Raw genomic sequence first — 19472 nt, forward strand, 5'->3', positions numbered from 1 at the left:
GACGGTGGTGACGATGAGTGGCTCAGTGGCGGAGCGGGAGCGGAGCGCCGCATCGGGCGGAACCGACCTGCTGACAGTCGGCGTCGAGGAGGAGTTCCTGCTCGCCGACCCGCACACCGGGACCGCCGTACCCGCCGTCGACCTGGTCATGGAGCAGGTGCCGGCCGAGCTGCGCGGTCAGGTGGAGCGCGAGTTCCAGACCAGCCAGATCGAGATCGGCAGCCCGCCCGGGCTGGACCTGTCCTCGATCCGGCACTCGCTGTCGATGCTGCGCGCCGAGCTGGCCGACGCGGCCGAGCGGGCCGGCGTACGGCTGCTCGCGATCGGCACCGGGCCGGTCGACGGGCCGGTGCCGCCGGTGGTGGACAAGCCGCGCTTCGACCGGATGATCGAGCGGTTCCGGCTGCTGGTGCCCGGTCCCGGCAACAACGGCATGCACATCCACGTCGGCATCCCCGATCCGGACACCGGTGTGCAGGTGCTCAACCACGTCCGGCCCTGGCTGCCGATCCTGCAGGCGGTCACCGCGAACTCCCCGTTCTCCCGGGGCGAGGACACCGGGTACGCGAGCTGGCGCTCGGTGGAGTGGGAACGCTGGCCGTCGGTCGCGCCCACCCCGTTCCTGGAGTCGCACGAGCACTACGAGCGGCTGATCCGGCAGCTCATCGCCAGCGGCGTGATGCTGGACGAGGGGATGCTCTACTGGTACGCCCGCCTGTCCGCCAAGTACCCCACGGTGGAGATCCGCATCGGCGACGTCTGCCCGTCCGTGGACGACGCGGTGCTGGTGGCGGCGCTGGTCCGCGCGCTCGTCGCCACCGCGCTCACCGACATCGCCGCCGGCCGTCCGGCCGTCAACACCGACCACCACCTGCTGGTGGCGGCGCACTGGCGGGCCGCCCACGACGGGCTGGAGGGCGAGGGCGTCGACCTCACCGACGGTGAGCTGCGCCCGGCCTGGGAGCTGCTGGACCGGCTCGTCGACCGGCTGCGCCCGGAACTGGAGCGGCACGACGACCTGGACCGGGTGACCGGCCTGCTGGGCGGGCTGCGCCGGCACGGCAGCGGCGCGGCGCGGCAGCGGGCGGTGTTCGCGCGTACCGGCAGCCTCGTCGACGTGGTCGCGGACGTGGCACGGCAGACCCGTGGCTGAGCGGCCGTGCGGCCGCGGCCCGGCGTGACAGGATGGGCGACGTGGCCGAGCGCATGATCGTCATCGGTGGCGACGCCGCCGGCATGTCGGCGGCGTCGCAGGCGCGACGCCGCCGCCGCGACCGCTCCGACCTGGAGATCGTCGCATTCGAGCGAGGACACTTCACCTCCTACTCGGCCTGCGGCATCCCCTACTGGGTGAGCGGCCTGGTGGAGGAACGGGACGAGCTGATCTCCCGTGACCCGCAGACCTTCCGCGACGAGTTCGGCATCGAGGTCCGTACCCGGCACGAGGTCACCGCCATCGACCTGGACCGCCGCGAGATCCTCGCGCGGGATCTCGACGGCGGTGGCGAGGTCCGCGCCGGTTTCGACACCCTGGTGTACGCCACCGGCGCGTCCCCGGTGCAGCCGGACTGGGCACGCGACGACGTGTCGGGCGTGTTCGGCGTGCAGACGCTGGACGACGGCGCGGCGCTGATCGCCTGGCTCGAACGCGAGCCCCGGCCCCGGCGCGCGGTCGTCGTCGGCGGCGGTTACGTCGGCGTCGAGATGGCCGAGGCGCTCGTGCAGCGCGGGCTCTCCGTCCAGCTCGTGGAGCAGGCCGACCAGCCGATGTCGACTGTGGACCCGGACATGGGCGAGCTGGTGGCCGACGCGATGCGCGGCACCGGCATCGGCGTCCGCACCGGCCTCACGGTCACCGGTCTCCAGGAGCGGGACGGCCGGATCTCCGCAGTGGTCACCGACGAGGGGCCGATCCCGGCCGACGTCGTGGTGCTGGGTCTCGGCGTACGCCCCAACACCGCGCTCGCCGAGGCCGCCGGCCTGCCGATCGGTCCCTCCGGCGCGGTACGGACCGACCGCCGGATGCGGGTACCCGGCGTACCCGGTGTCTGGGCGGCCGGCGACTGCGTCGAGTCGCTGCACCGGGTCAGCGGCATGCCGGTGCACATCCCGCTCGGCACGCACGCCAACAAGCAGGGCCGGGTCGCGGGCATCAACATCGGCGGCGGGTACGCCACCTTCCCCGGGGTCATCGGCACCGCCGTCACCAAGGTGTGCGAGCTGGAGGTCGGCCGCACCGGGCTGCGCGAGCGGGACGCGCGGGACGCCGGCTTCGAGTTCGTGACGGTGCTGGCCCAGTCGACGAACCGGGCCGGCTACTACCCGGGCGCGCGGCCGATGACGGTCAAGCTGATCGCCGAGCGGCCCAGCGGGCGGTTGCTCGGGGCGCAGATCGTCGGCTGGTCCGAGGCGGCCAAGCGGATCGACGCGCTCGCGGTGGCATTGTGGAACGGCATGACGGTGGACGAGATGACGGCGCTCGACCTGGGGTACGCGCCGCCGTACGCCCCGGTGTGGGACCCGGTGCTGATCGCCGCCCGCAAGGCCGTCGACGCGCTGGCCGCCGACGGCAGATGAGAAGTGTCGGTGGCCGGCGTTAGCGTGTGCGCGCTGTCGCATTGCCGGTCCGGCACTTCCCCTCGGAGGTAACCCCCCATGTCGCAGGAGACGACCTACCTCGAACTGTCCGAAGTGGACGGTGGAGCGCACAAGTTCTACGAGGTGGTGGTCGACGACACCGCGATGACAGTGCGCTACGGGCGGATCGGCGACCAGGGCCAGGTGAAGACCAGCACCTACCCGGACAACGCCCGCGCCCGCGCCGCCGCCGCGAAGAAGATCGGCGAGAAGGTCCGCAAGGGGTACGCCCCGGCGGTGCCGGGCGTACGCCAGAAGCGCACGGTGTCGCGCCGGCAGATCGTCAGCACCCGTTCCACCGCCCGCACCGCCCCGGTCCTGTGGCGGTACGCCTCGGGCGCGCCGGCCTTCGGCATCTTCGTCGACGACAGGCACTGCATGGTCGGCAACGAGCACGGCGTGATCACCACGCTCGACCACGACGCCCGGCTGGTCAACCAGGTCCGGCTGCCCGACGGGGTGAAGTGCATCGTCGCCGACGACGCCTGGGTCTACGCGGGCTGCGACGACGGCAACGTCTACGACCTGTCCGGCAAGGTGCCCCGCGCGGCGTACGCGATCGCGCCCGAGATCGACATCTACTGGCTGGACATCCACGACGGCGTGCTGGGCGTGTCCGACCGCGACGGTGGCATCTCGGCGATCGACCACGAGGACGAGTTCCTCTGGCGCCGGCCGGGACGGGGCCGGTCGGCGTGGATGGTGCGCTGCGACGCCGACGCGCTCTACCACGGCCACTCGCAGGGGGTCACCGGCTACGACTGGCGTACCGGGCGCGAGCTGTGGCACACCGGCACCGGCGCGGTGCTGTTCGGCTGGCAGGAGCGGGACGCCGTGTTCGCCGGCACGGGCACCCGCGAGGTGGTGCGCCTGCGTAAGAACGGCCGGGCCGAGCAGGTCTACCGCTGCGACTCGGCGGTCTTCTCCTGCGCCACCGCCGAGGGCGGCCGGTACGTGTTCGCCGGCGACAGCGCCTCCTCGATCTACTGCTTCGACCAGGCCGGCAACCGGCTGTGGAAGCTCGGCACCGGCTGCGGCTCGGCGTACTCGATGCAGTACCACGACAACCGGCTCTACGTGGTCACCACGAGCGGCTACCTGGCCTGCATCGACGCGAGCGAGGCGGCGATCCGGGCGGCCGAGGCGGGCAGCGTGCCCGACGTGGTCGACGTGAAGGCACCGGCCCGGATGCCCGAGACGGCCGCCTGGACCTCGGTCGAGGTGACCACCGACGCGCGCGACGGCGTGCTGGTGCAGTGCGTCGAGCAGGGCGGCCGGCTGCGCGTGCACGTGCTCGCCGACGGCTACCGGCGGGACTGGTCGGTGCAGTTCCCCAAGGGCATCCGCGAGCCGGGTGCGCGCTACCTGGTCACCGAGGTCCGCGAGTCCGGCCGCGGCGGCTTCTACCGGGCGTACGGGGACATCCGCCGGCTGCGCTGACGCGCACCGGCGAGGCGCAGGGCCGGCCGCACCGGCGAGCGCGAGACCGGCCCGGGGACAGCGGATCGTCGCCCTACCGGTCAGGATGTCCGGATGCGGTGCGACATTCCCGAAGGGCTGCGCTGGGTCGAGCGGACGGAGGCCGGCCGGGCCTGGCTCGCGGAGCTGCCCGGCCGGCTGGCCCACTGCGTCGCGCGGTGGGAGCTGACGGTCGGCCCGCCGTTCGCGTACGCGTTCGCCTCGCTGGCGCTGCCCGCGACGCTTCCGGACGGGACCCGGGCGGTGCTGAAGCTCCAGTACCCGGACGACGACAGCGTCCACGAGGCCACCGCGCTGGCGCACTGGGACGGGCGGGGCGCGATCCGGCTGCTCGCCCACGATCCCGACCGGCGCGCACTGCTCGTCGAGCGGTGCGACCCGGGTACGCCGCTGCACGCGCTGGCGCCCGACGCGGCGCTCGACGTCGCGATCGGGCTGCTGCCGGGGCTCGCGGTGCCGGCCGGCGCGCCGTTCACGCCGCTGGCCGAGGAGGCGGCCGGCTGGGCGGACCGGATGCCCGGCAACTGGCGGCGGGCCGGCCGCCCGTACGAGCGACGGCTGCTCGACACCGCGCTCGGGCTGCTCGCCGACCTGGCGCCGAGTCAGGGTGAGCAGGTGCTGGTCAACCAGGACCTGCACGCGGGAAACATCCTGGCCTCCGGGCGCGAACCGTGGCTGGTGATCGACCCGAAGCCGCTGGTCGGTGAGCGGGAGTTCGCTGCGGTGCCGCTCGTGCGCGGCGCGGAGCTGGGTCACTCCCCCGCGGCGGTGCGGCACCGGCTCGACCGGCTCGGCGCCGAGCTGGGCCTGAACCGGGAGCGGGTACGCGGCTGGGCGATCGGCCAGACGGTGGCCTGGAGCATCGGCGGCGACCAGGTCTTCCCCGGCAACGTCGAGGCGGCCCGCTGGCTGCTCGACGAGATGTGACAGCGCCGCCGCACCCGGGGCGGGCGCAGCGGCAGGCACGCCGAGGGGTCAGCCCGCCTGGCAGGTGGGGCACCAGTAGAGGTTGCGTCCGGCCAGCGCGCCCCGGCTGACCGGGGTGCCGCAGACGTGGCAGGGCGCGCCGGGGCGGCGGTAGACGTACACCTCGCCGCCGTGCCTGTCGACGCGCGGCGCACGGCCGGTCACCTCCGGCAGGTCGGCGTCGCGCACCGTGTCGATCCGGCCCCGCTCGACCGCGCGGGCCATCAGCATCACCAGGTCCGCCCAGAGCTCGGCCCAGCCGCCCGGCGTCAGCTCCCGGCCGGGCAGCAGCGGCGGCAGCCCGGCCCGGAACAGCGCCTCGGTCACGAAGATCAGGCCGGTGCCGGCCACCACCGACTGGTCGAGCAGCAGCGCGGCCAGCGGGGTGGGGCTGCGGCGGATCCGCGCGTATGCCCGATCCGGGTCGGCGTCGGCGTCGGCGCGCAGCGGATCGGGTCCGAGGCGGTCGCGCAGCGCCGCCACCTCGGGCGGGGTCAGCAGCTCGCATGCGGTCGGGCCGCGCAGCTCCAGCCAGTGCCGGTCGCTGTGCAGACGCAACCGCACCTGCCCGACCGGGGCCGGCGGCTCCCCCGGCCCGTCGGCGAACTTCCCGTACAGACCCAGGTGTACGTGCAGCGTCAGCTCGCCCGCGTAGTGGTGCAGCAGATGCTTGCCGCACGCCTCGGTGCCGTCCAGGACGGTGCCGCTCAGGCGGGCCGCACCCTCGGCGAAGCGGCCCTGCGGGCTGTCGGCGTGCACCTTGTCGCCCGCGAACAGCTCGGCGTGCCGGGCGGCGAGGCGGTGGATGGTGTGTCCCTCTGGCACAACGACCAAGCGTAGCCAGCGGATCGGGCCGCCGGCGACGTCGGGTCCTGGGACGCCATTGAATCGACGGTCGTCGACTGAAAGACTGGCGGCGGCAGCGCTCGGGAGCCAGTGCGAGCAGCTCGATCTCGCCGGAGGGACAAGCGCGGGGTGATGCGCCACCCCGGTGCCGGGCAGTCCTCTCCGGCGCTCCGCCGTGCCGCCGCGGCGGCGACATCGCGGTCCACCACCACTCCGGCGCCGACCGCCCCCGGCGCCCCCAGCTCGGGAGAGACAGATGCTCCGTACGCTCGGCGCGGCACTGGCCGCCGCCCTCGCCCTGACCGGCCTGGCCGCCTCGGCCGGCGCCGACCGGTCGCCCGCCACCACGGCGATGACGCCCGCCACCGCGGCGACGCCCACCCCGACGCCCACGTTCGCGTGCCCGCCGGCGCTGCCGGTCACCGGCCAGGTGACGGGCGCCACCACCAGCAGCCTCACCATCACCTACTGGATGGTGCTCAGCCCGCCCTGCGGCTACGACCCGCCGCTCCTCATCAGCCTCTTCACCAGCCGCGAGGACGCCACCGGGTGGCGCGATCCGGTGGCCGAGGCCGTCACCGGGCCGGAACGATCCGGGACGGTGACCATCGGCGGCCTGGCCCCTGGTACCGAGTACTGGTTCCGGTTCGGCGACACCAAGGGCACGCGGGATCCGTACGTGATCGGCGGACCGGCGCGCACGCTGTCGCTCTGCTCCGCGACGGCCACGATCGACAGCAGGTGGGGCGGCGGCTTCGTCGCCACCGTGACGGTGCGCAACGGCGGCACCGAGCCGGTCCCGGGCTGGCTCGTCTCGTGGCGGTGGTCCGGCGACGAGCGGATCCAGTCGGTCTGGGGCGGGGTGGCCGAGGGTTCCGGCCAGGACGCCGCGGTCCGTAACGCCTCCTGGAACGGGACGCTAGCGCCCGGCGCGTCGGCGACGTTCGGCCTGCTCGTGGCGAGCAGCGCGACACCCGCCACGATCACGCCGGTCTGCGCGCGGTGACCGGCGTGCGACGGGCGGCACGGCACGGCGGCACCGGTCGCCTCCTGGCGGCCGGGCTGGCGCTCGCAGTGGCCCTCGCGGCGACGGTGGTGGGTCCGGCGGCGGGTGCGCTGGCGGCTCCGGTGACAGTCACCAACGGCACCCAGTTCACCGACACCAGCGGCGCGGTGGTGCACGCCCACGGCGGCGGCGTGCTCAAGGTGGGCGACTACTACTACTGGTTCGGCGAGAACCGTAACCCGGACAACACGTTCCGGGCGGTGTCCGTCTACCGCTCGACGGACCTGCGCAGCTGGGAGTTCCGCAACAACGTGCTCACCCAGTCGTCGGCGGCCGAGTTGCGGGTCGCCAACATCGAACGGCCGAAGGTCGTCTACAACGCCGCCACCGGCCGGTTCGTGATGTGGATGCACAAGGAGAACGGGTCCGACTACAACGAGGCGCGGGCCGCCGTCGCCTCGTCGGCCACCGTGGACGGGAACTACACGTACCACGGCAGCTTCCGGCCGCTCGGGCAGCACATGTCCCGTGATATCACGCTCTACAACGACAACGGCACCGCGTACATGATCTCGGCGGCCGACGACAACTACGACCTGAACATCTACCGGCTCACCTCGGACTACCTCAACGTGGCCGCCCTGGTGGGCAACTTCTGGGACGGCGCGCACCGCGAGGCACCGGCGATGTTCAAGCGGGGCTCCACCTATTTCCTGCTGACCTCGGGGGCGACGGGCTGGAGCCCGAACCAGGCCCGGTACGCCACCGCGCCGAGCATCTCGGGACCGTGGAGCGGCTGGACCGACGTGGGCAACGGCACCACGTTCAACTCCCAGCCGGCGTTCGTGCTGCCGATCCAGGGCACCTCCGGCACCAACTACCTCTACCTGGGTGACAGGTGGGCGGGCGCCTGGGGCGGCCCGGCCAACGACTCCCAGTACGTGTGGCTGCCGATCGCCTTCCCGACCGCCACCAGCATGAGCCTGACCTGGTATCCGTCCGTCACCGTCGACACGGCGGCGGGCACCGTCACCGGCAACTCGCCGACCTACCACCGCGTCACCGCCCGGCACAGCGGCCGGGTGCTCGACGTGATCAACGGCTCCACGGCCAACAACGCCGAGGTCAAGCAGTGGGGCTGCAACGGCGGCGGCAACCAGAGGTGGGAGTTCCAGGACGCCGGTGGCGGCTGGTTCCGCCTCGTCAACGCGGCGAGCGGCAAGTGTCTCGACGTCGCCAACGCGTCCACCGCCGACGGCGCCAACATCATCCAGTACACCTGCGGCAGCGGCGCCAACCAGCAGTGGCAGTGGGCCGCGCTCGGCGGCTGGTTCCAGCTGCGGGCCCGGCACAGCGGCAAGTGCCTGGACGTGGTGAACGCCGGCACCGGCGACGGCGCGGACGTCCAGCAGTACGCCTGCGGTGCGGGCACCAACCAGCAGTGGTCACGCACGGTGTCCTGACCGGGTGGCGCACCTCGGCGTGCGGAGTGGACCCAGGGGTGTCGATTTCGGCACACCTGGGTACTTCCTGCTTGTCATGCGCGGCCTCCGCGCCTGGATCAGGAGGTGCCACAGTGAAGATCCTGTCCCGCCGGAACGCTCCGGCGACCAGTACCGATACCAACGGCGACGGCGTGGTCGACGAGCGCGACCGGACCGCCGAGCAGCCGGCCGACCGGCCCGTGGTCACCGACCGCGACGAGGAGCGGACCACGTACCGCAGCGCCGCCACCGCTACCGACGACGAGCGCGCCCGGGACGCGGCGACCGACCGGGACGCACGCGACCTCGGCGCGGCCACGGCCACCGACGGCCGGACGGCGGCCACGACGACCGACGGCCGGATCGCGGCGGCCGACGACGAGCGGGACGCGGAGGCCCGGCGACGGGCGGCGGACCGGGGCGCGGCGGCGCGTGCGGTCACCGGCCGCCGGGTCGACGCCGACACGCGGACCGCTCCGGTGACCGACGCCCGGACCGCCGGCGCGGCGCCCGTCGCCGAGCGCACCGTCGACCTGGACCGCGACGGCCGGCCGGACCGCACCGACCTCGACCGGGACGGCCGGCCCGACGGTACGGACACCGACGGCGACGGCCGGGTGGACCGCCCGGAGCCGTACACGACCAAGCGTCCCCGGGCCAGCCTGCTCGCCACGCTCGGCCTGATCGTCTCCGTGGTCGGGGCGATGTTCGTGCTCTCCGGCACGCTCGCCGGGTACGGCATCGGCGTCGGCGCGGTCGGTGCCGTGCTGGCGGTGCTGGGCCTGATCGCCACCCGTCGGCGGCACGTGGCCGGCAAGACCGACGCGCTGATCGGCATCGCTGTCGGCCTGGCCGCCGTGGTGCTCGGCATCGTGGCGATGACCGGCCAGTTCGACTGGCCGACCACCGACGGCGACTGGGTGGGCCGCTTCCGCGAGTGGCTTGACTCACAGTTTGGTGCCTGGTTCTGACGGGCACTGTCCCGATCGCCGGCAGGGCCGGCCAGCCTGATCAGTTCCGGTGGTTCACCGGCCGGGCAACACCTCTTTCGGGGGCGGCGGTTCGCCGCCCCCGAAGTGTGTCCGGCGTCGGCGCAACGATCGCTCGTCGGTGACCGATTCAACGCAACGATCCGCTGCCGGACGCAACTTCCCACGGTGGATGTCGTCTACCCGGGCCGCATAACGTTGGACCACGGCGCCAGCCCGTGGGCCGACGGTGGCCGGGCGCGCCCGACCCTGGGAGCACGACATGACGATGGACGCCATCCGCCAGCGCTTTCTGATGTGCCGGCCGACGTACTTCGCCGTCGACTACGCGATCAACCCGTGGATGGACCCCACCGCCCCGGTCGACGCCGACCTGGCGATCCGGCAGTGGGAGCAGCTTCGGCGCACGTACCTGGACCTGGGCCACGAGGTCGACCTGATCGAGCCGGTCGCCGGCCTGCCGGACATGGTCTTCGCCGCGAACGGCGGAACCGTGATCGACGGCAAGGCCATGGCGGTGCAGTTCCGCGACCCGCAGCGCGCCGACGAGGGCGAGGGCGACGTCCTGCTGGCCGGTGACCACCTGCTCGCCGGCACCGGGTTCCGCACCGCGCACGCCTCGCACGCGCAGCTCCAGGAGGTCTTCGGCTACCCGGTGATCACCATGCAGCTCGTGGACCCCCGCTTCTACCACCTGGACACCGCGCTGACGGTGCTCGACGAGCGCACCGTGGCGTACCTGCCGGAGGCGTTCTCCCCCGGCAGCCGGGCGGTGCTGCGCCGGCTGTTCCCGGACGCGATCCACGCCACCATGGCCGACGCCGAGGTGCTGGGCCTGAACGCGGTGAGCGACGGCCGGCACGTGGTGCTGCCCGCGCAGGCCACCGACCTGGCCGCGAAGCTGCGCGACCGGGGCTACGAGACCATCGGGATCGACCTGTCCGAGCTGCGCAAGGCCGGCGGCGGACCGAAGTGCTGCACGTTGCGACTCCGTCAGGGAAAGGCGAGCAAGTGATCATCGACGACATGCTGCGGACTCCGTCCGCGGTCCGGGACGCGGAGCGTCACACGGCGCACAACTACCACCCGCTGCCCGTGGTGATCTCGTCGGCCGAGGGCGCCTGGCTGACCGACGTGGACGGCCGCCGCTACCTGGACTGCCTGGCGGGATACTCGGCGCTGAACTTCGGCCACCGGCACCCGAAGCTGATCGAGGCCGCGCACACGCAGCTCGACCGGCTCACGCTGACCAGCCGTGCGTTCATCCACGACCAGTTCGCCGACTTCTGCCGCGAGCTGGCCGCGCTCTGCGGCAAGGACCTGGTGCTGCCGATGAACACCGGCGCCGAGGCGGTGGAGACCGGCATCAAGGTGGCCCGCAAGTGGGGCTACCAGGTCAAGGGCGTCGCGCCGGGCCAGGCCAACATCGTGGTGGCGGAGGGCAACTTCCACGGCCGTACGACCACCATCGTCAGCTTCTCCACCGACGAGGACGCACGCGCCGACTTCGGGCCGTACACCCCGGGTTTCACTGTGGTCCCCTACGGCGACCTGGACGCGCTGACCGCGGCGATCGACGAGAACACGGTGGCCGTGCTGCTGGAGCCGATCCAGGGTGAGCAGGGCGTCGTGGTGCCGCCGGAGGGCTACCTGCCGGGTGTGCGCCGGGTCTGCACCGAACGCAACGTGCTGTTCGTCGCCGACGAGATCCAGTCGGGTCTGGGGCGTACCGGCGCGACGTTCGCCTGCGAGCACGAGGGCGTCGAGCCGGACATGTACCTGCTGGGCAAGGCGCTCGGCGGCGGCATCGTGCCGGTGTCGGCGGTGGCCGCGAACCGCGACGTGCTGGGTGTGCTCCAGCCGGGCCAGCACGGCTCGACGTTCGGCGGCAACCCGCTGGCCTGCGCGGTCGCGACCGAGGTGGTCCGGCTGCTGGCGACCGGCGAGTTCCAGCGCCGCTCGGCCGAGCTGGGTGAGCGGCTGCACGCCGGCCTGCGCGGCCTGATCGGCAAGGGCCTGGTGGCGGTACGCGGTCGCGGGCTGTGGGCCGGGCTGGACATCGACCCGGCGCTGATGACCGGCCGGCAGGCGTGCGAGCGGCTGATGGAGCGGGGTGTGCTCGCCAAGGACACGCACGGCTCGACCATCCGGCTCGCCCCGCCGCTGGTGATCACCGAAGAGGAGATCGACCACGCGGTGGCGCAGCTCGCCGCCGTGCTCGCCGGCTGAGGCCGTACGCGAGAAGGCTCACTCCGTACGCGAGGAAGGCGCCGGGACCACGACGGTCCCGGCGCCTTCGCACGTGCCCGTCACTGACGCGGCAGCCGCATCGCCATGGTCGGCGCCTCGGCCATCACCGAGTTCGGGGTGTACTTCGCGTCGCTGGTCATGTCGTCGGCGCGGCCGACCTGCACGCCCGGGTACAGCTCGATCAGGTCGCCCTCGGCGAGCACCCGGGACTGCTGCGGTGCCAGCGCGATCCGCTCGTGCTCGGCCATCGAGCCGCCGGGGCGTACGCCGGAGCCGTTGGTGCTGGTGTCGGTGACCACCACCTCGCCCACCCGCAGTTCCAGCCGGATGTGGCTGCGGCTGATCCAGCGACGGGCCTCGTCGTTGAGCCACTGGCCGAGCGTCACCCCGCCCGGGCCGTCCGGTGCCCGGCCGATCGCCACCGGCTCGGTCTCGGTGAGCACGAACCGCTTGCGGACCAGCCCGCCGATGCGCGCCGCGAGCACCGCGGTACGCGGGCGCGGGCCGGCGTCGGAGAGCCGCGCGCCGTGCCGGGGGCAGGTCGGCGCGCCGGTCCGCAGCGTGGGCGGCGGCTGCTCGGCCGGCACCCGGTCCACGGCGGCCAGGTCGGCGAAGGCTCCGCCGCCCCCACCGCCGCCGAACAGCGCGCAGCCCGGCTCGGGACAGCGCCACTTCCGGGAGAGCACCTTGACGCCGGCGGGTGAGCGGCTCCCGGTGGCCGGGTCCTGGCCGCCGCCGACGTGCGCGATGAAGACCGGCCCGCCGGCGCCCGGCACCGGGGCGAGCACCCGGCCCGCCTGCGCGACCCACGGGTACCGCCCGACGAGCCCGTCCAGCCGCGCCCGGGTGAGCACCGGCAGGCCGAGCAGGTCGGCCACCTCCAGCATCCGGTCACCGGGCTGGTCGAGCACCTCCACCAGGCCGTCGTCGGCCCACCGGCGCACCACCATCCGCTCGTTGGAGGTCAGGTCGGCGTCGGACAGCAGCGCCCGGTGCACGATCGCGTAGACCGGGACGCTGTCCTCGCCGATCTGCCGGGACAGCGCGTCGATCACCATGCCGAGCCGCAGCAGGCTGGCCGGTCGGCCGCCGTCCAGGTTCTGCCAGCGGATCACCTCGGCCAGGTCGACCACGGCCCTGGCCAGCGACGGATCGGTGCAGACCCGACCCTCGATGGCGTCGAGCACCTTGCTGATCTCGAATCTCATGCCGCAGCTCCGCACGATGTCGTCCCGTGACGCGGCCAGGGCCGGTCGGCCCGCCGCGCCGCGCGCCACCACCGCGGCGCGCCCTCCACCATGCGACGACCCTACCGGCCACCCCCGTCGGCGGCCTCGCCGCGCACTGCGGAAAAGGGGCGCACGCCACCCGGCGGGCGCCGTTACATTGATCGTCCGGCCCCGGTGAGGGGCCCCTTTCGCGGAGGACCATCACTGATGACGAAACGACGGCTGGCGACCACGGGGGTCGCGATCGTCGCGGTGCTCGGCCTCGGTCTGACCGGATGCGGCGACCGGACCGGAGCGGACGCGCCGGCCGAACGGGCCGCCGCTGCGGGCTCCGCGAGCCCGACGACGCCGCGTGACGAACTGACCGCCGCCATCGAGAAGCTCAACGAGCAGACGCTGCGGGTCAAGCTGGACTCGGCCATGCTCAGCGCGCACGGGGTGACCGATCCGCGGGCCCGCACCATGCAGACCACCCTGACGATGGCCGCGTTCGGTGAGGTGCGCATGCTGGTCATCGGCCCCGACACCTGGGTCAAGTTCGACGGCGAGCTGGGCGAGCAGCTCGGCGGTTCCCGGAAGTGGCTGCGCATGGACACCGGCGACGGCGTGATGCCGGTGGACGATCCGGGCGGGGTGAAGAAGCTGCTCGCCGCGGTGGTCGACGTCCGCGGCTCGGCTGACCGCTCGTACGCCGGGACGCTCGACTACACGCGCAGCGGCGCCACCGGGAAGGCCCTCGCCGCGGCGGGTGACAAGGCGAAGGCGCTGCCGTTCACCGCGACGCTGGACGAGCAGGGGCGCCTCAGCACGTTCACGCTGGACATGACGCCGATCGACGCGTCACTCGGCCGGATGTCTGTCACCTACTCCGAGTTCGGCACGCCGGTGCGGCTGAGCCCGCCCGCACCCGGCGCGGTGGAGGAGGCGCCCGCGGCGATCGCCGCGGCCTTCTCCGGCACCCCGATCTGAGCCGGCGCCGGGCGGGGGCGCCCCACTCGCCCCCGCCCGGCCCGCCGCGCTCAGGCCGCGCGCAGCGGCCGGCCCACGTCGTGCAGGTGCGCCAGGGCCTGCCGGTACGACTCGAACAGCCCGGTCTCCGCGTACGGGACGCCCTGCTCGGCGCAGTACGCCATCACCAGCGGCCGGGCCCGGCGCAGGTTGGCGCGCGGCATGTTCGGGAACAGGTGGTGCTCGATCTGGTAGTTGAGCCCGCCCAGCGCCAGGTCGACGAACCGTCCGCCACGGACGTTGCGCGACGTCAGCACCTGCTTGCGCAGGTAGTCCAGCTCGTCGTCGGCGGTGGGCATCGGCATGCCCTTGTGGTTCGGGGCGAACGAGCAGCCCATGTAGAAACCCCACAGCCCCTGGTGCACGGCGACGAACAGCAGTGCCTTCGCCGGTGACATGACCGCGAACAGCAGCCCGAGGTAGCCGGCGGCGTGCACGGCGAGCAGCAGCGCCTCCACGGCCCGGTGCCGCATCGGCACCCGCCACCGCCCGTCCGGTTCCCGGCCGACGAGCGCCTGCACGCTCGCCACGTGCAACGCCAGCCCTTCCAGCAGGAGCAGCGGGAAGAACAGCCACGCCTGGCGGCGGGCCATCCACCGGCTCAGGCCGCGCGTGGCCATCGCCTGCTCGTACGTCCAGACCAGCGCGCCCGCGCCGACGTCCGGGTCCTCGTCGGTGTGGTTCGGGTTGGCGTGGTGCCGGTTGTGCTTGTCCACCCACCAGCCGTAGCTGAGCCCGACCGCGAGGTTGCCGGCGACCAGTCCGGCCGCCTCGCTCGGCCCGCGCCGGCGGAACATCTGCCGGTGCCCGGCGTCGTGGCCGAGGAACGCCACCTGCGTGGTGGCCACCGCCATCACCACCGCCAGCGGCACCTGCCACCATGAGTCGCCGACGAGCGCCACCACGACCCAGCCGGCCAGGAACGCGCCGAGCGTGAGCGCGATCCGCAGCGCGTACCGGCCGGGCCGCCGCTCGAGCAGGCCCGCCTCGGCGATCCGGCGGGACAGCCGCGCGTAGTCGCTGCCCCGCCGTGCCGCGGGTTCCGTCGACGTGGAAGTAGTCATGTCGCCCCCGATGCCGCGAGCCACGGTCCGTACGCGACTCTCCGTCACCGATTTTGCCGATGATCGTCGCCGTGGGTAATCCCGCAGACCCCCGGCTCGGGGGTGGTGCTGTCCCTACCCCTCCGGGCCGGCGCAGCGCAAACGATCTTCGTCACACCGCAGTGGACCCTATCGCCGGTGGGCGCACCCCCTCTGACCAGCTAATCTGTACGTAAAGATGAGTACCACTCAGCCGAACGGCCGATAGGCAGGCTGCACGGTCATCGAGAGACGGGAGACAGCGCGGTGCGTGGATTGACGGACAAGGTGGTGCTGGTGACGGGCGGCGGCTTCAGCCCGGACCAGGTGGGCTCCGGACTCGGCATGTCCATGTGCGTCGAGCTGGCCGCCGAGGGCGCGAAGGTGGTCGTCTCCGACCTCTCCCTGGAACGTGCCGAGGCGACTGTCACGCGCGTCAAGGAAGCCGGCGGCGACGCGGTGGCGGTGGCGGCCGACGTCACCCACGAGGACTCGGTACGCGCCATGGTGAGCGCCGCCCTCGACGCGTACGGGCGCATCGACGTGCTGGTGAACAACGCGGGTGTGTTCGGCGCGTACGTGCCACTGCTGGAGATCGAGAACAAGCAGTGGGACCGCGTGATGGAGGTCGACCTGAAGGGCGTCTTCCTGGCGACCAAGGCGACGCTGCCGCACATGCTGGAGCGCGGCAAGGGCGTCGTGATCAACGTGTCCTCGGCCTCCGGCGTGGTCGCCAGCGAGGTCGGCGCGGAGTACACCACCGCCAAGCACGGCGTCATCGGGCTGACCAAGCAGATCGCCTACGACTACGGCCACCAGGGCATCCGCGCTGTGGGCATCGGCCCCGGCGTGATCAAGACCGCGGCCTTCGAGGGTGCGGAGATCACCAGCGACTTCCCGTTCTACGACCTGACCATGCAGGCGCCCGCGGGCCGGTACGGCGAGCCGCACGAGATCGCCCGCGCGGTCTGCTTCCTCGCCAGCGACGACGCGTCCTTCATCCACGGCCACACCATCCCGGTCGACGGCGGTTCGCCGATCAGGTGAGACGCACCGGCGCGGCGAGCCCTCTCACCACAGTCGGTGAGAGGGCTCGCCGCTCGGGTCAGCCGAGCCGGGCGACGGCGTCGCGCAACCGGACCAGGTCGCGCCGGCGCCGCTCGTAGGTGGCGGCCAGCCCGATCAGCAGCAGCCCGCCCACTCCCAGGAAGATCCAGCGGGGCAGCAGGTCCCAGCCCCGGGCCAGCTCGTGCAGCGCCAGCGGCACCAGCGTGGCCGCGCCCAGCACCACGGGCGCCTGCCAGCGCCGGGTCGCCCCGCCGAGCACGACGGCGAGCGCCGCCGCGCCGAGTGCCAGCCGCCGCCACGGCTGCGGCTCACCGGAGACCAGCACCGACACCAGGCTCGGCAGGAACGCCGCACCGAGCCCCGGGCCGAGCGCCAGCCAACTGGTCAGCCCGGGCCGGCGCCGCAGCGCCAGCAGCCCGGCGCCCAGGGCGAGCGCCGCCGCCGGCAGCGTGTACGCCTCCAGCACGACCACGCCGCCCGCGGCGAGCAGCAGCCACCCGCCGACCAGCTCGCTGCCGGCGGCCACCGCGGCCAGCACGCGACGCCCGGCCGGCGACTCACCCCGGCGCGGCACCCGGACCGCGACGGCCACCCCCCACAGCACGCAGACCGCCGCCGCGTACCGCAGCGAGCCGCCGGTGAGCAGCAGCGCGAGCAGCGCCACGGCCTGCCCCGCCGCCTCCAGCGCCCACACACCCGGCCGCCCGGATCGGCCCGCGCGCAGCAGCGGCGCCGCGTGCAGCGTCACCGCCGCGACGGCCAGGGCGGCGAACGCCGCGGTACGCAGCGGCAGCCCCGCCGCCAGCGACGCGGTGACCGCGAACCCGGTGGCAGTCGCGACCGCGCCCAGCCACCCCGCGATCCGGACCACCGCCGGCCGCCCGGCCGCCCCGGTCACGGCACCGGCCACCACCAGCACCCCGAGTGCGGCGAGCGTCAGCGCCCGGGTGGCGAGCAGGCCACCGAACCCGGGTACGGCGAGCACCGCCCCGAGCGGCACGAGCACCGCCGGGCGGGCACCGGTGAGCGCGGCGACCAGCAGCGCGCCCAGCCCGATGCCGAACGCGACCGCCGGCACCACCGGCCAGGGCGCACCGGCCGCCTCCGCCAGCACCGGCAGCGCGACAGCGCCGAACGGCAGCGCGGCGAGCCACCAGGCGACGCGGCGATCCGTCGCGGCGTACGCCCCGGCGGCGACGCCCAGGAGCAGCAGCACCAGCCCGGCGCGGGCGGTCCCGGCGGACGCCGCCGCGGCGGCGGGCACCCCGGACCAGGGTTGCACCGGCAGGTCCACGAGCACTGTCAGCACCACCGGGGACACCGCCAGCAACGCCACGACGGCCAGCGCGCCGCCGACCGCGCGCAGCGCGACCGCCGGCCGGGAGCCGGCCCCGGCGGCGAGCGCCAGCAGCACCCCCGCCGTGGCGTACGGCGCCACCGGTTCCCCGCCCGGCGCGACGAGCGGCACGAGGCCGGTCCCGGCGAGCGCCACGGCGAGCCCCGTCGAGGCGTACCCGCTCAGGTCGGTCCACAGGCGACGGACGGCGAGGACGACGACGACCGGCACCACGACGGCGGCGAGGGCACCCCGCAGCTGCCACCAGAGCGGCGCGCCCAGGCCGAGCAGCGCGACCGCCACGGCCGCCGGTACGGCGAGCAGCGCCACCGCCAGCGCGACACCGCCCACCACCGGCTGCGCGCCCCGCCCGCGCCGGCCCAGCGCGGCGAGCGCCACGCCGAGCACCGCGGTCACGGCGAGCACTGCGACGACCCCGCCCGGGGTGGCGCAGCCGACGAGCAGCGCGTGCCCGAGCAGTACCGCCCCGGCCGACGCGGTGACCGGCACGACGACCCGTCCCTCACGCGGCCGGGCCACCGCCGCCAGCAGCAGCGCGGCGGCGGTCGCCAGGTCCACGACCAGCACCAGCGGCCACGGCGTCGCCGTCAAGGCCGGCGCGGCGAGGGCGACCAGCCCGGCGGCGGCCACACCGGCGAGCGGCCGGACGGCCCGGGGCGTCAGCAGCGCGACCGCCCCGGCGGTCAGCAGCAGGACTACCGGAAGCTGCCAGCCCCAGGACGGGACCGGCACGTCCCGCCCGCCCTGCCAGGCCGGGAAGCCGACGCTCGCGGTGGACGCGGCGACCAGGCCGGTGAGCACGACCGCCACCTGGCCCAGCACGGCGGCCACGGCGAGCGCGCCCACGAGCGGACCGGTCCGGACCGGCGCCGGCAGCGCCCGGACCGCACCGGCGAGCGCCGCCACCACCAGGCCGGCGGCGATCAGCAGCAGCCCGGGCCGCAGCTCGCCGACCGGCCGGATCAGCGCGAGAGCGAGCACCGGCACCAGCAGCCCGGTGGTCGTCGCACGCCAGAGGCGGCCACCCGCGGCGAGCGCGCCGGCGACCAGCGCCAGCGCCACCACCAGCAGCGGGCCGCCGGCCAGCAGCGGCGTGCCCGCCGCGTGGCCGACCGCCAGCGGCACCAGCGCGCAGCCGGCCGCCAGGACCAGCGCCGTGCCGTGCCCGGTCCAGCCCAGCACCCGCCCGGCCACGAGCGCCGTGCGATTGCCGGAGGTACGGCGGCGCAGCACGACCACGACCGCGAGGTCACCGAGCGCTACGGCGGTCAGCACCAGCGCCCAACCGGCGGCGGTGGGCCGGAACGCGGACGCGGCCAGCGGCAGCACCGGCTGCGCGAGCAGCCACGCCGCGAACCAGGGTGCGGTGAGGCGGCTGACCAGTGCGTAACCGGCGGCCACCGCGGCGCTGACCGCCGCCACCAGCGCCGCGTACCGGCTGCCGGGCAGGCCGGTCACCCCGAACAGGTCCACCGACCAGGCGGCGGATCCGTCCAGGACCACCAGGAGCAGCGCCACCGAGGCGAGCGTCTCGGCGGTGCCGCGCAGCCCGCGGGCCCGGGCGACGAGCGGCGCGACCAGGGCCAGCGCGGTGACGGCGAGCAGGATCAGCGCCCGGCCGGCCACCCCGAACGTGCTCCAGGCGACGGCGGTGAACACCACGGCGGCGGTGCCGAGCAGCAGCCCGCCGAGGACGAACAGCAGGCCCTGGACCGCGCGGGTGGAGGTCTCCGCGCCGCCGGGGCGTACCGCGGCGGGGGCCTGCGGAAGTTGACGCGGCGGCGGCGCCGGGAGCGGCGCGGGACCGGCGGCGCGCGGCGCGGGGATCTCCTGACGGACCCGGGCGGCCAGCACCGCCCGCCGCTGCCGGGCCGTGACCAGCCGGCCGGACAGATCCTGGTACGCGAGCCGGGCCGCCTCGACGCGCGGCACCAGCTCGGTGATCTCCCGGTCCAGCCGGACCACCTCGGCGGCGGGCGGGTAGGGCGGACGGCCGCAGCCGCGGCATCCGGCGACGAGGTCGGCCGGGGCGCCGCAACCGGGGCAGGGGTAGCCGGTGTTCTCCACCCGG

15 protein-coding genes are annotated in these 19472 nt (G+C 74.4%); 11 read left to right on the top strand and 4 right to left on the bottom strand.

What is annotated here, in order from left to right:
• Nucleotides 1-4 precede the first annotated feature (4 nt).
• From SM452_RS01015 to SM452_RS01030, 4 genes are all read left to right on the top strand, one after another.
• Nucleotides 5-1153 (top strand): carboxylate-amine ligase, encoded by a 1149-nt coding sequence (locus tag SM452_RS01015; RefSeq protein ID WP_355512642.1) that lies wholly within the window; start codon nucleotides 5-7, stop codon nucleotides 1151-1153.
• Nucleotides 1154-1194: 41 nt separating this feature from the next.
• Nucleotides 1195-2577 carry an FAD-dependent oxidoreductase gene (locus tag SM452_RS01020; protein ID WP_355512644.1) on the top strand — a complete coding sequence of 461 codons (1383 nt, stop codon included), beginning with the start codon at nucleotides 1195-1197 and terminating at the stop codon, nucleotides 2575-2577.
• 78 nt (nucleotides 2578-2655) lie between these two features.
• Complete coding sequence (locus SM452_RS01025) at nucleotides 2656-4077, top strand: WGR domain-containing protein (RefSeq protein WP_463839171.1); 1422 nt, start codon at nucleotides 2656-2658, stop codon at nucleotides 4075-4077.
• Between the two features lie 93 nt (nucleotides 4078-4170).
• A complete protein-coding gene (locus SM452_RS01030) occupies nucleotides 4171-5043 on the top strand; it encodes an aminoglycoside phosphotransferase family protein (RefSeq protein WP_355512648.1) in 873 nt (290 codons plus the stop codon).
• A 48-nt stretch (nucleotides 5044-5091) separates the two neighbouring features.
• Here SM452_RS01030 and SM452_RS01035 read toward each other — a convergent pair whose 3' ends face one another.
• The gene (locus tag SM452_RS01035; protein WP_463839172.1) at nucleotides 5092-5907 is read right to left on the bottom strand and encodes an Fpg/Nei family DNA glycosylase; all 816 of its coding nucleotides are present in this window, start codon (nucleotides 5905-5907) and stop codon (nucleotides 5092-5094) included.
• Nucleotides 5908-6184: 277 nt separating this feature from the next.
• On the opposite strand from SM452_RS01035, the gene SM452_RS01040 reads away from it, so the two are divergent.
• From SM452_RS01040 to rocD, 5 genes are all read left to right on the top strand, one after another.
• Nucleotides 6185-6934: a cellulose binding domain-containing protein gene (locus SM452_RS01040; RefSeq protein ID WP_463839173.1), complete on the top strand. Its 750-nt coding sequence runs from the start codon at nucleotides 6185-6187 to the stop codon at nucleotides 6932-6934.
• Nucleotides 6935-6939: 5 nt separating this feature from the next.
• On the top strand, nucleotides 6940-8397 hold the full coding sequence (locus tag SM452_RS01045; protein WP_463839174.1) for an RICIN domain-containing protein: 1458 nt from the start codon (nucleotides 6940-6942) through the stop codon (nucleotides 8395-8397).
• Between the two features lie 113 nt (nucleotides 8398-8510).
• Nucleotides 8511-9389 (top strand): thrombospondin, encoded by an 879-nt coding sequence (locus tag SM452_RS01050; protein WP_463839175.1) that lies wholly within the window; start codon nucleotides 8511-8513, stop codon nucleotides 9387-9389.
• Between the two features lie 286 nt (nucleotides 9390-9675).
• Nucleotides 9676-10422 (top strand): dimethylarginine dimethylaminohydrolase family protein, encoded by a 747-nt coding sequence (locus tag SM452_RS01055; RefSeq protein ID WP_463839379.1) that lies wholly within the window; start codon nucleotides 9676-9678, stop codon nucleotides 10420-10422.
• Complete coding sequence (gene rocD, locus SM452_RS01060; RefSeq protein ID WP_355512668.1) at nucleotides 10422-11636, top strand: ornithine--oxo-acid transaminase; 1215 nt, start codon at nucleotides 10422-10424, stop codon at nucleotides 11634-11636. Before SM452_RS01055 ends, rocD begins: the two co-directional genes overlap by 1 nt.
• 80 nt (nucleotides 11637-11716) lie before the next feature.
• Here the strand turns inward: rocD and SM452_RS01065 are convergent, their stop codons facing one another.
• Complete coding sequence (locus SM452_RS01065) at nucleotides 11717-12865, bottom strand: FHA domain-containing protein (RefSeq protein WP_135241854.1); 1149 nt, start codon at nucleotides 12863-12865, stop codon at nucleotides 11717-11719.
• 228 nt (nucleotides 12866-13093) lie between these two features.
• Here SM452_RS01065 and SM452_RS01070 point away from each other — a divergent pair, with 228 nt between their 5' ends.
• On the top strand, nucleotides 13094-13855 hold the full coding sequence (locus tag SM452_RS01070) for a hypothetical protein (RefSeq protein WP_262013910.1): 762 nt from the start codon (nucleotides 13094-13096) through the stop codon (nucleotides 13853-13855).
• Nucleotides 13856-13905: 50 nt separating this feature from the next.
• Here SM452_RS01070 and SM452_RS01075 read toward each other — a convergent pair whose 3' ends face one another.
• Complete coding sequence (locus tag SM452_RS01075; protein ID WP_355512657.1) at nucleotides 13906-14958, bottom strand: fatty acid desaturase family protein; 1053 nt, start codon at nucleotides 14956-14958, stop codon at nucleotides 13906-13908.
• 285 nt (nucleotides 14959-15243) lie between these two features.
• Here SM452_RS01075 and SM452_RS01080 point away from each other — a divergent pair, with 285 nt between their 5' ends.
• Entirely contained in the window at nucleotides 15244-16023 is a 780-nt protein-coding gene (locus SM452_RS01080; protein WP_355512659.1) for an SDR family NAD(P)-dependent oxidoreductase, read from the top strand.
• A 58-nt stretch (nucleotides 16024-16081) separates the two neighbouring features.
• Here SM452_RS01080 and SM452_RS01085 read toward each other — a convergent pair whose 3' ends face one another.
• Nucleotides 16082-19468, bottom strand: coding sequence for an SCO7613 C-terminal domain-containing membrane protein (locus tag SM452_RS01085; protein ID WP_463839176.1), 3387 nt, complete (start codon nucleotides 19466-19468; stop codon nucleotides 16082-16084).
• Nucleotides 19469-19472 lie beyond the last annotated feature (4 nt).

It is taken from the genome of Micromonospora sp. SYSU B005 (assembly GCF_055362685.1).

Excerpts from the sequence above, each read along its gene's own strand:
- SM452_RS01025 (WP_463839171.1), top strand. The coding sequence starts at position 2,656 with ATGTCGCAGGAGACGACCTACCTCGAACTGTCCGAAGTGGACGGTGGA.
- SM452_RS01030 (WP_355512648.1), top strand. The coding sequence starts at position 4,171 with ATGCGGTGCGACATTCCCGAAGGGCTGCGCTGGGTCGAGCGGACGGAG.
- SM452_RS01040 (WP_463839173.1), top strand. The coding sequence starts at position 6,185 with ATGCTCCGTACGCTCGGCGCGGCACTGGCCGCCGCCCTCGCCCTGACC.
- SM452_RS01055 (WP_463839379.1), top strand. The coding sequence starts at position 9,676 with ATGGACGCCATCCGCCAGCGCTTTCTGATGTGCCGGCCGACGTACTTC.
- SM452_RS01065 (WP_135241854.1), bottom strand. The coding sequence starts at position 12,865 with ATGAGATTCGAGATCAGCAAGGTGCTCGACGCCATCGAGGGTCGGGTC.
- SM452_RS01070 (WP_262013910.1), top strand. The coding sequence starts at position 13,094 with ATGACGAAACGACGGCTGGCGACCACGGGGGTCGCGATCGTCGCGGTG.
- SM452_RS01075 (WP_355512657.1), bottom strand. The coding sequence starts at position 14,958 with ATGACTACTTCCACGTCGACGGAACCCGCGGCACGGCGGGGCAGCGAC.